This window comes from Acinetobacter sp. GD03645 (genome assembly GCF_029845285.1).
Classification (GTDB): domain Bacteria; phylum Pseudomonadota; class Gammaproteobacteria; order Pseudomonadales; family Moraxellaceae; genus Acinetobacter; species Acinetobacter corruptisaponis.
The window spans coordinates 33405-47871 of record NZ_JAOCLL010000025.1; the positions used below are offsets into that span (position 1 = coordinate 33405).

A 14467-nucleotide genomic window follows, 5' to 3' on the forward strand; every position below is an offset into this window, starting at 1 on the left:
TCACATTTCCTTACGTTCTCCACTTGGAATGTCTGACAATCAGGTTATAGTCAAGACATGAGCAGAGGAGAAGCATAATGACACAACAAATCACTGCGCCATTACGAGAAGATGTTCGTTTACTGGGTAATTTACTGGGTGAGACCTTAAAGCAGCATGCAGGACAGGATTTGTTTAATCAGGTTGAGCAGATTCGTGCCCTGGCCAAGGGTGCCCGTGATGGACAGATTGAGTCAGAAAAACAGCTCGAACAACTTTTCCTCGGTCTAAAAGATGAAGAGATTTTGCCACTGACCCGTGCATTTTCATATTTCCTCAACTTTGCCAATATCGCTGAGCAATACCATGTGGTGCGTAACCGCCGTCAGGCTGAGTTTGACGAGCAGGCACCCAGTCCAAACCCGCTTACACATTTATTTGAAAAATTCAAAACCCAGCAAATTGGTGAACAGCAACTGTTCCAGCAAATCTGTGACCTCAACATCGAACTGGTGCTCACCGCGCATCCGACTGAAGTCAGCCGCCGTACCCTGATCCAGAAATATGATGACATTACCGACTGCCTATCACAGCTTGATCAACAGAAACTCACACCGAGAGAACGCCAGCAGACCATTGCTACACTCAAGCAACTGGTGAGTTCAGCATGGCAAACCGATGAGATTCGCCAGCATCGCCCTACTCCTGTGGATGAAGCGAAATGGGGCTTTGCCACCATTGAACAGAGTTTATGGAATGCAGTGCCTCAATTTATCCGTGAACTGAATGAACTAACCCAGCAACATTGCCAGCAATCCTTGCCTCTGGATATTGCCCCGATTCGTTTTGCCTCGTGGATGGGTGGAGACCGTGATGGCAACCCCAATGTCACCCATCAGGTGACGCAGGAAGTATTGTGGCTGTCACGTTGGCAGGCGGCCGATCTCTATTTACGTGATATTGAAAACCTGCGTTGGGAACTGTCGATTCAAACCTGTTCAGAAGAAATGAAGCAGGCCTTGGGCTCAGATCATCCAGAACCCTACCGTGAATATCTGCGTGATAGCCGTGAACGCCTGAAAGCCACCCGACACTGGCTGACGCAACGTCTACATGGGCTGGATGCGGATGACAGCCAGATCATCAAGACCAAGGATGAACTACTACAGCCTTTATTGTTGTGCTATCGCTCCCTGATTGACAGTAATCTAGCCGAAATTGCCAATGGGCAGTTGCTGGATTTCATTTACCGTGTCAACTGTTTTGGCATCGAACTGCTGAAACTGGATATCCGTCAGGAATCAGGCCGCCATCGTCAGGCCATTTCAGCGATTACCGAATATCTGGGTCTGGGTAATTTTGAATCATGGACAGAACAGGCGCGCCAAAACTTCCTGATTCAGGAATTACAAAGCAAGCGCCCGTTGCTGCCTAAATATCTGGATGAACCAGAGGGCAGTCTGATTCAGCATCCTGACGTACTGGAAGTGTTTGCCACCATGCGGACCCTGGCTGAGCAGCCGACTGAAAGCCTGGGTGCCTATATTATTTCAATGGCAGAATATCCAAGTGATGTCCTCGCCGTTTTGCTACTGCAAAAAGAAGCTGGGATTCAGCATCCGCTTCGTGTGGTGCCTTTATTTGAAACATTAAAGGACTTGGATGGGGCAGCCAAAACCATGAACACCCTGTTCAATATGCACTGGTATAAGCAGCATATTCAGGGCAGGCATGAAGTGATGATTGGTTATTCGGACTCGGCCAAGGATGCAGGCTTTATGTCAGCGAACTGGGCGCAATATCGGGCGCAGGAAGAACTGACTGCTGTTGCCAAAAATCATGGCGTACAACTGACCCTGTTTCACGGACGTGGTGGCTCGATCAGCCGTGGCGGCGCACCGACCCAGCAAGCCTTGTTTTCCCAGCCGCCAGGTTCAATTTCTGGCGCGATTCGAGTCACCGAACAGGGAGAAATGATCCGCTTCAAGTTTGGTTTGGAGGGCATTGCGCTACAGAATCTGGAAATCTATACCGCAGCCACGTTGGAGGCGACCCTGCTGCCACCGCCTGAACCAAAAAAACAATGGCGTGAGCTGATGAACCAGATGACCGATTTATCGGTACAGGTCTATCGCCAGACCGTGCGGGAAAATCCACATTTTGTCAGCTATCTACGCACAGTGACCCCTGAACTGGAGCTACAAATGTTGCCGCTCGGTTCACGTCCAGCCAAACGCAAGGTCAGCGGTGGCATCGAATCACTACGGGCAATTCCATGGGTATTTGCATGGACCCAGATTCGCCTGATGTTGCCTGCATGGCTGGGTACAGGTACGGCGATTAATCAGGTGCATGAACAATACAAGATGACGCTCGATGAGATGCTGGCACAATGGCCCTATTTCCAGACCCTGATTGATATGCTGGAAATGGTGCTGTCCAAATCCGATGCCGATATTGCCCTGTACTATGAGTCGCACCTGACCCAGGATCAGGAGCTAAAACTATTGGGTATAGAGTTACGCCAGCGGCTACAAAATGCGGTCGATACCCTGCTTGGTCTAAAAGGTGAATCTAAACTGCTCAGCAACAATAAAGTGCTGGACCAGTCCATGCAGGTGCGTAAACCGTATTTACTGCCGTTGCATTTATTACAGGCAGAATTGATGAAGCGTCGTCGTCTGTATCTGGCACAGCACCAAACTGAACATAGCCCTGTCGATCATGCCTTGATGGTCAGTATTGCTGGGATTGCGGCAGGGTTAAGGAATACAGGCTGATGATTTAAACTGATGCAGCATCTACAAAACCTGTTGTAGATGCTATATGTCTACTCAGTCATTTTTTAATGATAAAAACCCATCTTTTTTATTTGTTGAGTCAAATAGTCAACTTTGTATAAATCCACAATGAATATGAGCGCTTAGCTTTAAATATATTTTACCAAATGATAAAAATAAGCATTTAAACCCACGATATTGCAGCCATTGCCCAACATGACCAGATGAAAGTTGCAGATCAGGCAGAGTATCATAGCGGCTGATTTATCTGATCAAGAGTTTATCTATGTCAAGTTGGTTTCCAAAATGGCAGCCGTATCAGGGAAAGATTGATCATCGCCCTGTTGCGACAAACGAATATTTACCGCCCTTACAAAGTGCGGTGCTCGGGGTTCAACATGCTTTTGCAATGTTTGGCGCAACCGTACTTGCCCCATTGCTGATGGGGTTCAACCCCAACCTGGCCATTTTAATGTCAGGGATCTGTACCATTATCTTCTTCCTGATCACAGGTGGACGTGTACCAAGTTACCTGGGCTCAAGCTTTGCCTTTATTGGTGTGGTGGCGGCTGCAACAGGCCATGTCACGGGTTCGGGGGCAAATCCAAACCTTGCGATTGCACTTGGCGGTATTGTTGCCTGTGGTATTTTCTATGCCCTGATTGGCTTTGCCGTCATGCTCACAGGCACACGCTGGATTGAAAAACTGATGCCACCTGTGGTGACAGGCGCAATCGTGATGATCATTGGTCTCAACCTTGCCCCTGTGACCATCAAGGGTGTGGCGGGACAACCGTTTGAAATGTGGATGGCACTGATCACCGTACTGTGTATGGGTATTATCGCGGTGTTTACCAAAGGTCTGCTACAACGTTTACTTTTACTGGTGGGCTTGTTGATTGCCTACGGACTGTATGCCGTTGCAACCAATGTGCTCGGCTTTGGCAAAGCCATTGATTTTTCCCAGATTGCAGCCGCGCCATGGTTCGGTATGCCAAGCTTCTCACATCCAGCGTTTGACATGAACGCGATTCTGATTATTGCACCTGTGGCACTGATTCTAGTTGCCGAGAATTTAGGCCATATCAAGGCAGTGGGAGCGATGACAGGCGAAAACCTGACCCCACAGTTGGGCAAGGCCTTTGTTGCCGATGGTTTAGCCACCACCCTCTCAGGCAGTGTCGGTGCGCCAGGCATGACCACCTATGGGGAAAATATTGGGGTGATGGCGGTGACCCGTGTGTATTCGACCATTGTATTTGTGATCGCTGGTGTGTTTGCCATTTTTCTGGGGCTTTCGCCAAAGTTTGGTGCGGTGATTAGCACCATTCCAACGGCGGTTCTGACAGGTGCCTCCATCGTGGTGTTTGGCTTGATCACCATTGCTGGAGCGAAAATCTGGATCGAAAACAAGGTCGACTTCTCCAACAATAAAAACCTGATTGTGGCTTCAGTGACCATTATTCTGGGTGCAGGCAACTTTGAATTATTATTTGGTAGCTTTAACCTAGGTGGGATTGGCACAGCAACTTTTGCTGCGATTTTCCTGAATTTATTATTTAGTTTAAAAGATAAAAACTAGAATTACAGGCAGCCAAGGCTGCCTTTTTATTTATTCCTGACTGTCCTGCTTATATTTCTCTTCCAGCACATTACTGATAATACTTTCAATCATCCAGACCCGATACAGGCTATTAAACACATAGCTTTGTCCATCAATGCGCAGTTCCAGTACAGGAAAGTCAGGCTGATGCTTCTGCTGGCATAGCTCATCATTCTGTTTTAACAGGGCCTCAACATCCTGTTCAGTGACCTGCTCAATCTGCAAGCGCTTTTGCATCCGATGAAAATGCGCCTTAAAGGATAAATCCTTGCCCCGTGTCCAGACACTTTCCAGAATCTGGTGGATCACATCCACCTGCTGCTCTTCAGTCACACTGTAAAACAGCTTTGCCATTTCATAGGTGGCTTCCCTTGTCGGACGACAGAATGGGGTAAATGCCACCTGTGTACGTTTCGAGACACGGGTGGCCAGACTCCAGTCAAACCAGTCGCGTCCGTGGTAACTCAGTGGGTAAACCTTCAGTTGAATATTGTAGTAGTTGGCAAGCTCTTCCTTGATATAGGCCAGCAGCAGCCAGCTCATCGGGTCTTCAAGCGCAATATACAAATCCAGCTCGGGATGCAGGGCCTGAACTTCAGTCAGTGCCTCACCATCATTAATCAGGTGCTCACGCCACTCGATATGATTGATCAGGAAAATTGGGTTGCCCGTCAGCAGTTTCTGCTGTTTTAAACGTCGGGTAAGACGCAACAGGTCATCCACCGCCTGATATTTCCGCTCACCAAATTCAAAATAACTGGCGGCGACAGGTACATCCCTGAAGATACGCTCAGGATAATCCTGTGCTTTCTGATGCCGACTCGCCATCGCATACAGGGTACGCAATTTTCCATATTGCTGCTGCCACAGCATGTGAAACACATCTTCAAGCAAATGCAGGAAGTTTTGTTCGCGTAACGGGGTATTTCTTAAAATGGTTTCGGCTTGCTGTAAGGATTCCGCACTGGGAATTTCTGGGGTGTCATCAAAGCCAAAACGGTGCTGCCTGGCAAGAATCTTTGCGTCATTGAGGCAGTAGCTTTGCCACTCCTGTCTGGACATGCCATTGGGGGGTTCGGCATCCTGTCTGGAAATAATGACTTTTAACGGCTTGAGTTCATCACTCAGGATTTCATTGAGTTGGTCAAGCTGCTGTACGGCAAGATAGCTATAAACATCGTCCAGACGCAGGTAAATAGTTAAACCCTGTTCCGTGGGTAACACCGCCTGACGAGAGGGTTTCTGATAGAACCAACTCGATCGGATGGGATCAAACCAACGACGTAACAAAGACATGTCAATCGCCTCTAAGCCTAATGAAAATTTATAAAAATGAAAGTTGTGCTTTCAAGTGTACTGGCAAATGAGAATCAAGTGTATTTTATATTATAAAAATCAAACATCAAAAAAGTCCCCCTTTGAAAAAGGGGGATTTAGGGGGATTTTACAAAACTCGTACCGCACCTTTGGCAGCACTGGTTGAATGCATCGCATAAATTTTCAATGATTTAGATACTTTACGTTTACGTTCTTCCGCTGGATGCCAGCCTTTGGCTTCCTGCACGGTACGGCGATGCGCCATGGTTGCATCATCAATATCAAGGTGAATGGTACGGTTCGGAATGTCGATCTGAATGGTGTCACCATCCTCAACCAGACCAATCGCACCGCCCTCTGCCGCTTCTGGCGACACATGACCAATGGAGAGACCTGAAGAACCACCAGAGAAACGGCCATCAGTAATCAGGGCGCAGTCCTTACCCAAACCCTTCGATTTTAAATAACTGGTTGGATACAGCATTTCCTGCATGCCTGGTCCGCCACGAGGCCCCTCGTAACGAATCACCACAATGTCACCTGCAACGATCTTATGATCTAAGATTGCTTCAACCGCTGAATCTTGGCTTTCAAAAACACGTGCTGTGCCGGTGAATTTCAGAATCGATTCATCTACACCCGCTGTTTTAACGATACAACCATCTAATGCGATGTTACCGTAAAGTACCGCCAAACCACCGTCTTTAGAGAACGCATGTTCCGCATTACGGATTACACCTTTCTCACGGTCACCATCAAGCGTTGAATAATAACGGTTTTGTGAGAATGCGACTTGCGTAGGAACACCGCCTGGCGAAGAGCGATAGAACTCATAAACATCAGGATCTTCAGTGCGAATAATATCCCACTTATCTAAAGCATCTTTCAGTGTTTTTTCATGTACGGTTGGGCATGAGGTATTCAGTAGATTGGCACGATCAAGCTCACCTAAGATCGCCATAATACCGCCCGCACGATGCACATCTTCCATATGTACATCAGATTTTGCAGGTGCAACTTTAGACAACACTGGTACTTGACGAGACAAGCGATCAATATCATCCATTGTAAAATCAACTTCAGCTTCATGTGCAGCTGCAAGTAAGTGTAATACGGTGTTAGTTGAACCACCCATTGCAATATCAAGCGTCATTGCATTTTCAAACGCAGCTTTAGTTGCAATTGAACGCGGCAAAATGCTGTCATCATTCTGTTCGTAATAACGCTTCGCAAGTTCAACAACTAAACGACCCGCTTTTAGGAATAATTTTTCACGATTGGCGTGAGTTGCAACAATTGAACCATTGCCTGGTAATGATAAACCTAATGCTTCTGTTAAACAGTTCATCGAGTTTGCAGTAAACATACCTGAACATGAACCACAGGTTGGACACGCAGAGCGTTCGAAAGCAGCAACTTCTTCATCGGTATAGCTTTCATCAGCAGCAACAACCATCGCATCAACAAGGTCAATCGCTTTTTCATCGCCACGGAATTTAACTTTACCCGCTTCCATTGGACCGCCAGAAACGAAAACCACTGGAATATTAAGGCGCATAGCCGCCATGAGCATTCCTGGTGTGATCTTGTCACAGTTCGAGATACAAACCATCGCATCTGCACAGTGCGCATTGACCATGTATTCAACTGAGTCCGCAATCAAATCACGTGATGGCAATGAATACAACATGCCGTCATGCCCCATCGCAATACCATCATCTACCGCGATGGTATTAAATTCTTTCGCTACACCACCAGCAGCTTCAATTTCTCGTGCAACCAGTTGCCCTAAATCTTTAAGATGCACGTGACCTGGAACGAATTGGGTAAATGAGTTGACGACCGCAATAATAGGTTTGCCAAAATCTTCATCTTTCATACCTGTCGCACGCCATAAACCGCGCGCGCCAGCCATATTTCTTCCATGTGTTGATGTTTTCGAACGATAATCAGGCATTTTTTATTCCCAACAAGTTTGTGCTCGAGATGAATAGGACATTCTCTCTGGCGAAATGATACTGAGCTTTTCCCATCATACTACAAGTTATCGTTTAACTGATGACCAGCGAACCTATCTTTTTTTGTTCAAAGACAATTCCTTTCACCTAATTAGGGGCTAGTGGCTTTTTGGCTTATAATTTGGGGTAAATTTTCTGTGGATTATCTTTGTGAAGATCATTTTTGCTGGTACGCCTGAATTTGCGGCAACCGCATTGGCGGCATTATTAAAAACACCACACCAGATCATTGCGGTTTACACCCAGCCTGACCGTAAGGCGGGTCGTGGGCAAAAACTAACCCCATCCCCTGTTAAGCAACTGGCGCTTGAACACGATTTACCTGTTTATCAACCTTTGCATTTTAAAGCATCGACAGATGAGGGGCTGGCTGCCCAGCAACAATTGGCGGACTTGGATGCCGATGTCATGGTGGTGGCTGCGTATGGCCTGATCTTGCCACAGGCCGTTCTGGATACCCCGAAATATGGCTGCCTGAATATTCACGGTTCACTTCTGCCACGCTGGCGTGGTGCGGCACCGATTCAACGCGCCATTGCTACGGGCGACGCTGAAACAGGCATTACCATCATGCAAATGGCCGCAGGTCTGGATACAGGCGATATGATGTATAAAACCTATTGCCCAATCACAGCCGAAGATACTTCTGCCACATTGCATGACAAACTGGCTGTTCAGGGTGCAGAGGCGATTTGTACCGTGCTTGAATCAGAGCAAAGCTTGCAGGATTTTATTGCCAAACGTGAAGTACAGGATGAGGCGCTGACCGTTTATGCACATAAATTGGTGAAACCCGAAGCCCGTATTAACTGGACGCAGAGTGCCGTACAAATTGACCGTAATATCCGTGCGTTCAACCCGTGGCCTGTGGCCTTTATCCAACTGGATGAAAATAATGCCCTGCGTGTCTGGGGTTCAATGTTCTCTGAACACAGCAAGGCAGATGCGCAAGTCGGTGAAATTCTGGCGATGGATAAACAGGGTATTCATGTGGCTTGTGGTGATAATAGTGCGGTATGCCTCACCAGCCTGCAATGGTCAGGTGGCAAGGCCCTCAACCCCGTACAAATCGCCCAGACCCAGAAATTGCATATTGGACAAATCCTGCCATGAGCCAAATGAATCAATCATCTACAAAAAATTTAAATCTGCGTGCGCAAGTGATCAAAACACTTTTGGCTGTTCAAAATGGGCAATCTTTGTCTTCCGTTTTGAATCAACATATCAATATGGTGTCTGAACGTGACCGTGGTTTATATCACGAACTGACTTTAGGTTGTTTACGCCAATGGTATTCTTTAAAAGCGATTACCTTACCATTGCTCACAAAACCATTAGACAATGAAGCATTAGAAAGTTGTTTATATCTTGGTTTATATCAAATTTTATGTACGCGCATTCCTGTACATGCTGCGATTTCAGAAACTGTAAATGCTGCCAAGCAACTCGGTTTCGAACCCATGAGTGGCGTGGTCAATGCAATTCTGCGTCGTGTTTCACGTGAAACAGCGGAATTTCAAACAGCTTTGAATAATACACATGGTTTACCAAGTTGGTTATTCAAACGACTCAAAAAAGATTGGCCTGAGCAGGTAGAGTCGCTATGCCAAGCCTTAAAACAAGTTGCACCACTGACCCTGCGCATCAATGAACGCCAAGTCAGTCGTAACGAATATTTAGAGATTTTGGACGAAGAACAGATTGATGCTCATCCTTGCATGCTTTCAAATGTGGGTATTGTTTTGGAACAAACGGGCAATATTACCCATTTACCAGGTTTTGAAGAAGGTGGTTTTTCCGTTCAGGATGAACATGCACAATTGTGCGCAATGCTGTTACCCAACCTAGATAACCAAGTGGTTGTCGATGCCTGTGCTGCGCCAGGCGGTAAAACCGCACACATCCTTGAGCGCTTTAATCCTCAAAAACTGATTGCGCTGGATCATGATGCAAAACGTCTGGTTCGGGTCAGTGAAAATTTACAGCGTTTACAGCTCAACCAAGACCATATTGAGATTGTTGCAGCCGATGCCACTACATGGCAAGCCAAAGAGCCTGTTGACTGTATCGTGCTGGATGCACCTTGTTCCGCCACAGGCGTGATTCGTCGCCATCCTGACATTCGCCTGCTTAGACAGTCCACCGATATTGCCCAGACCGTAGCACTGCAACAACAAATTTTGCAGCACATGTGGCAGCAGCTTAAAGTAGGCGGCACCTTACTGTATATCACCTGCTCAGTCTTAAAGGCTGAAAATGAGCAGCAAATGGCAACATTCTTGGCAGCACATCCTGATGCTGAAGAAATTAAAATTGCAGCCGACTGGGGAATTGAACAACTTCATGGCCGTCAACTGTTGCCGAGTCATGGTCAGGGTGATGGTTTCTATTATTGCCAGATCAAAAAACTGGCTTAAGTCATACAGCAGGCATCAGGCCTGCTTTTTTATTGAGTTAATTCAAGTGATTTAAACTGTTACGATTGCTGCGATTTCATTATAAAAAGCAAACAGGCTTTAACCTAATTATTTCAGGAAATCAGTTAATTTGGGTAGGTCAAATACAATTATAATGGGTATTTTAAATGGCTATTCTGTCTAAACTCACCGATACACTGGCAATTAAAACAATTGAAGCCTATCAGCAACACCTATCACCCATAAAGGGATTTAAATGCGCCGCGGGTCAGCTTTATGATGGCACGACCTGTTCAGGTGCAGTCAAAAAAATTATCCAAAAACAGGGTCTGATTTCAGGCCTACCCACAATTTATCAGCAATTTTCCAGTTGCCATCAGGCTGCCAAAACCCTTGCTGCACATCCAACCCAGCCCATGAATGCTTTCTGTTGCTGTGTCCTGCCGATTCCCCTGTAGGTCTCCGCCTGATTTGAATGCGTATAAAAAAACAGCCCTATATTGGAGGGCTGTTTTTTTACTCATTTACTAAAGCGTATGCTGGTCTTTTACATCTTCCAGAACGTCATCCAGTTCTTCTGGATTTTTCATCAGGTGCAGGATTGACAACGCCAGTCCACCCCATAAAAACAGCATTGAAATAATCATCATTACGATTGCTGAGGTATTCATCTATATTCTCCTAGCGATCTTTCATCTTGCTGAGTACGATTGCAACCACAGCACAGAAAATCACACTGCCCCAGCCAAAGATGCCCTGCAAACTCATGCTATAACTATCGTATCCATTTTTCATCAGATTGAATACAGTCATGCCCAAGGTGGTCAGCAGGATGAGTGAAGTAATCACGGTCAGGGTAAAATCCCAGCCCTTGCCCAGTTGAATGGTGGAAATACGGTTGACATGGTCACGAAGCTCAAGCAGGGCTGAACGTTTAAACCAGGCGATACTGATGATTGAAATCAATGCGCCACCAATAATGCCAATATTATTGATGAAGTGATCGACAATATCCACCAGCTTGATCGCATTCACGCTTGAGAAAAGGATGACTGAAACCAGCGCACTGCCCCCACCAATAATGGTCACTGCCTTGGTGCGGCCCCATTTTAACTTGTCCTGCATTGCCGCAATTGGCACTTCCAGAATACTGACCATGGAGGAAATACCCGCCACAAACAGTGAGGAGAAGAACAATAAGCCAAACAGGTCAGCACCCGCACCCAGACTTGAAATGATTTTCGGGAATGCAATAAATGCAAGGCCAATACCACCACTGACCACGTCCTGCACTTCCTTGCCTGCGGTATGCGCCATAAAGCCCAACGCCGCAAAAATACCAATCCCCGCCAGGATTTCAGTCGATGCATTGGCAAAGCCAACGATCAAACCAGAACCTGTCAAGTTGGTTTTAGGCTTGAGATAGGAGGCATAGGTCACCATGATCCCAAAACCAACAGATAGTGAGAAGAATGTATGACCATACGCCGCCAGCCACACTTTATAGTCCATCATCGCAGACCAGTTCGGGGTAAAGAATGCGTTTAAGCCCTCAACCGCACCAGGCAAGCGTAGTGACTGAATCACAAGAATGGTGAACAGTACGAACAGCAATGGCATGAAAATCTTGTTGGATAATTCAACACCCTTTTTTACACCACCATATAGAATGACCAAGGTCAGCGCCCAGATTCCCACAATTGGCCAGAACAGGTGACTGACAAACTGAAAATCAAAACCCGTTGCCTTTGAAGTCTGCAAATAGGTATTGAAGAAGAAACTTTCTGGATCACTGCCCCACGCCTGACCGACTGAGAAATAGATATAACTTCCCGCCCAGGTCAGGACGCTGGCATAGTACAAACCAATGATGATACAGACACACACCTGCCACCAGCCAAGCGTCTCGCCGCCTTTAAACAGGGCACGGTAGGCTTTGGGTGGTGAATTGCGGGCACGATGCCCTGTCGCATAATCAAGGAATAAAAGTGGTAAACCAGCAGTAATCAACGCCAGTAAATAGGGAATCAGAAACGCTCCGCCACCATTTTCATAGGCAACATAAGGAAAACGCCAAATATTACCCAAGCCTACAGCCGAACCAACGGCTGCAATAATAAAACCAGATCGTGATGTCCAGTTTTCACGAGAATCTGTCATAAAACACCTAAATATGTACAACTGGCATTTTCCACACTGCGTTAGGTTTTTATTATCCAGCAGACATGAAAAGTGCCATAAAAATTCTGTTCTGCCTGCATGAAAATTCAACCTTGTGAGCCGCTCTTTTCCATGAACAAACAAGCAAAAACCAAACCATCTTCCATAAAGACTGGGTTTTGTTTTTCTGCTTTTTAATAGCCGAACAATACCCGTTTTTATTTCTTTTTACTGTAAATTCTGCATGGAAAAATCATGTTTTCCATACAAGTGATTATTTTTCAACTGAATGTGTTTTTGACCGTATAGTCAAATTATTACCATCCAGCATATAAAATATTCAAGTGAAATCCACTTCCACCTAAGCCTTTTGCATTTGTCCTTTTTAAAAAATTAAATTTAGACTACTGCATATTTTTCTGGATCACTATATGATTCGCCCAATCTTGGATGAATTCACAACAATTCATTACTTTTTTAGTGACTTAATTAGGACAATTCAATGAAAGTATTAAAATTATCACTGCTTGCTCTAGGAATGGGCTTAAGCGGTTTGGCACAGGCAGATGTCATTGGTGTCAAGGGTGACCTAAGTTACTGGGCTTATGATGGTCAGGCCAACATGGCTGCACAGACAGCGGCAAGTGATCAGGACCTTGAGCGTAAAGGTGCAGCCCAATTGTCACTGGCAATTGAACACCCTGTTCCACTTATTCCAAATGCCAAAATTCGCTATGTAAATTTGAAAACCCAAACTGAAAATGAAGTTGCTGGACAACCAGTCTATGACATTGACATGGATCACGCAGACTTCATTCTATACTATGAAATTCTGGATAATATTGTAAATGCAGATGTTGGTGTGGGTGCAACCACCCTGAACGGCCATGTCACCACCCTTGCTCTCAGCAAAACAGATATTGATAAGACCGTTCCTGTGATCTATGCAACAGCAGGTGCAAAACTTCCATTTACAGGTTTAAGTGCCAAGGGCGAAGTACTGTATAGCAACTTCAATGATGCCAAGATCACCGATGCCCAGGCAGAACTACAGTACAACTTTATTGATAACCTACTGGTTGATGTGGGCTTAAAGGCAGGTTACCGTATTCTGGACATTAAATTGGACGACTACGAAAAAAATGACCTTAAATTCAATTTCAAGGGTCCTTATATTGGCTTAGACATCCATTTCTAAATACCAGGCCAGATTAAAAAGCGGAATCAAGTGATTCCGTTTTTTTATATCTAAAACTATAGATTCCTAAACCTCAATGTAAGCCGAAACCTACAACAATCGCAGAGATTGGCGAATATACCCATCTGGAGATTTTCACTATCATGTAAAACATAGAGAGACAGGAAGTCTCATTTAGAATAACAAGATGCACAGGATGTGGTTGTTTATAGGAAATAAACGACAATAAACTGAATATAAAAGAAGCCCTGTCAGGATGATGGGGCTTCTTTTTTTATTATTCTTATCGTGTAACAGAATTTGACAGCGTATCCATCGAGATACAATCCGCCGATGAAAGCCCTACACTTTTCATGCTTTTGCATTGTTAACCTAGAAATCAAATAATATTGAGGAATTTCACAATGGTTAAAAAGGCATTATTTATCACCTCAAATGTAGGCGTAGAGCATGATGAGCTGATTCAGCCACTGGAATTTTTAAAAAGCAAGGGAATTGAAGTCATACATGCCGCCGAAAAGACGGAACCTGTACAAACGGTAAAAAGTGATAAAGAACCTGGAACAAGCTACCCTCCACAGGCTTCCCTGGAGCAGGTCTCCGTGGAAGACTACGATATTCTGGTCATTCCTGGCGGTACAGTCAACGCAGACACCCTCCGTCTTAATGAACATGCCCATAGGATCATTCAATATTTCACCGATCAAAACAAACCAATTGCCGCCATTTGCCATGCACCCTGGACCTTGATCAATGCCGACCGAATCAAGGATAAGAACCTGACCTCCTATAAAAGTATCCGCCTCGACATGGAAAATGCAGGTGCACATTGGGTGGATGAAGCAGTTCATCGCTGCAATACCCATGAATGGCCCCTGATCACCTCACGCTGCCCAGATGACATCCCTCAGTTTAATGAGGCGATCCTAAAGGAGCTAAACAGCCTTTAACATTCTTCTTTTCATTATTTATAATATTCTCTATTTTTTCCCAAT

The 14467-nt window shown here is 45.5% G+C and carries 11 protein-coding genes; 7 read left to right on the forward strand and 4 right to left on the reverse strand.

From position 1 onward, the window contains the following. Nucleotides 1–77: 77 nt before the first annotated feature. Nucleotides 78–2759, forward strand: coding sequence for a phosphoenolpyruvate carboxylase (gene ppc / locus N5J47_RS16460; protein WP_279961081.1), 2682 nt, complete (start codon nt 78–80; stop codon nt 2757–2759). 286 nt (nt 2760–3045) lie between these two features. Beyond that, the gene (locus N5J47_RS16465) at nt 3046–4341 is read left to right on the forward strand and encodes a solute carrier family 23 protein (RefSeq protein WP_279961082.1); all 1296 of its coding nucleotides are present in this window, start codon (nt 3046–3048) and stop codon (nt 4339–4341) included. Nucleotides 4342–4371: 30 nt separating this feature from the next. Here N5J47_RS16465 and N5J47_RS16470 read toward each other — a convergent pair whose 3' ends face one another. Together N5J47_RS16470 and ilvD are read right to left on the reverse strand one after the other, a co-directional pair. Next, nucleotides 4372–5658: a hypothetical protein gene (locus tag N5J47_RS16470; RefSeq protein ID WP_279961083.1), complete on the reverse strand. Its 1287-nt coding sequence runs from the start codon at nt 5656–5658 to the stop codon at nt 4372–4374. A 148-nt stretch (nt 5659–5806) separates the two neighbouring features. Then, entirely contained in the window at nt 5807–7636 is a 1830-nt protein-coding gene (ilvD, locus tag N5J47_RS16475; RefSeq protein ID WP_279961084.1) for a dihydroxy-acid dehydratase, read from the reverse strand. Nucleotides 7637–7847: 211 nt separating this feature from the next. Here ilvD and fmt point away from each other — a divergent pair, with 211 nt between their 5' ends. The 3 genes from fmt to yidD all read left to right on the forward strand — a co-directional run bounded on the left by fmt (nt 7848) and on the right by yidD (nt 10572). Beyond that, nucleotides 7848–8810 carry a methionyl-tRNA formyltransferase gene (gene fmt, locus N5J47_RS16480; RefSeq protein WP_279961085.1) on the forward strand — a complete coding sequence of 321 codons (963 nt, stop codon included), beginning with the start codon at nt 7848–7850 and terminating at the stop codon, nt 8808–8810. After that, a complete protein-coding gene (gene rsmB, locus N5J47_RS16485; protein ID WP_279961086.1) occupies nt 8807–10114 on the forward strand; it encodes a 16S rRNA (cytosine(967)-C(5))-methyltransferase RsmB in 1308 nt (435 codons plus the stop codon). The genes fmt and rsmB overlap by 4 nt, the downstream gene beginning before the upstream one ends. A 167-nt stretch (nt 10115–10281) precedes the next feature. Further along, a complete protein-coding gene (gene yidD / locus N5J47_RS16490) occupies nt 10282–10572 on the forward strand; it encodes a membrane protein insertion efficiency factor YidD (RefSeq protein ID WP_279961087.1) in 291 nt (96 codons plus the stop codon). A gap of 69 nt (nt 10573–10641) precedes the next feature. On the opposite strand, the gene N5J47_RS16495 is transcribed toward yidD, so the two are convergent. Together N5J47_RS16495 and N5J47_RS16500 are read right to left on the reverse strand one after the other, a co-directional pair. Continuing rightward, nucleotides 10642–10785 (reverse strand): methionine/alanine import family NSS transporter small subunit, encoded by a 144-nt coding sequence (locus tag N5J47_RS16495; RefSeq protein ID WP_067668587.1) that lies wholly within the window; start codon nt 10783–10785, stop codon nt 10642–10644. A gap of 10 nt (nt 10786–10795) precedes the next feature. Continuing rightward, complete coding sequence (locus N5J47_RS16500; RefSeq protein ID WP_279961088.1) at nt 10796–12274, reverse strand: sodium-dependent transporter; 1479 nt, start codon at nt 12272–12274, stop codon at nt 10796–10798. A 502-nt stretch (nt 12275–12776) separates the two neighbouring features. On the opposite strand from N5J47_RS16500, the gene N5J47_RS16505 reads away from it, so the two are divergent. Together N5J47_RS16505 and N5J47_RS16510 are read left to right on the forward strand one after the other, a co-directional pair. Next, entirely contained in the window at nt 12777–13472 is a 696-nt protein-coding gene (locus N5J47_RS16505) for a TIGR04219 family outer membrane beta-barrel protein (RefSeq protein ID WP_279961089.1), read from the forward strand. 404 nt (nt 13473–13876) lie between these two features. Beyond that, entirely contained in the window at nt 13877–14422 is a 546-nt protein-coding gene (locus tag N5J47_RS16510) for a type 1 glutamine amidotransferase (RefSeq protein WP_279961090.1), read from the forward strand. Nucleotides 14423–14467: the final 45 nt, after the last annotated feature.

Bases quoted from the DNA above. Each gene is read 5' to 3' on its own strand.
- ppc (WP_279961081.1), top strand. From the start codon at position 78: ATGACACAACAAATCACTGCGCCATTACGAGAAGATGTTCGTTTACTG.
- N5J47_RS16465 (WP_279961082.1), top strand. From the start codon at position 3,046: ATGTCAAGTTGGTTTCCAAAATGGCAGCCGTATCAGGGAAAGATTGAT.
- N5J47_RS16470 (WP_279961083.1), bottom strand. From the start codon at position 5,658: ATGTCTTTGTTACGTCGTTGGTTTGATCCCATCCGATCGAGTTGGTTC.
- ilvD (WP_279961084.1), bottom strand. From the start codon at position 7,636: ATGCCTGATTATCGTTCGAAAACATCAACACATGGAAGAAATATGGCT.
- rsmB (WP_279961086.1), top strand. From the start codon at position 8,807: ATGAGCCAAATGAATCAATCATCTACAAAAAATTTAAATCTGCGTGCG.
- yidD (WP_279961087.1), top strand. From the start codon at position 10,282: ATGGCTATTCTGTCTAAACTCACCGATACACTGGCAATTAAAACAATT.
- N5J47_RS16495 (WP_067668587.1), bottom strand. From the start codon at position 10,785: ATGAATACCTCAGCAATCGTAATGATGATTATTTCAATGCTGTTTTTA.
- N5J47_RS16500 (WP_279961088.1), bottom strand. From the start codon at position 12,274: ATGACAGATTCTCGTGAAAACTGGACATCACGATCTGGTTTTATTATT.
- N5J47_RS16505 (WP_279961089.1), top strand. From the start codon at position 12,777: ATGAAAGTATTAAAATTATCACTGCTTGCTCTAGGAATGGGCTTAAGC.
- N5J47_RS16510 (WP_279961090.1), top strand. From the start codon at position 13,877: ATGGTTAAAAAGGCATTATTTATCACCTCAAATGTAGGCGTAGAGCAT.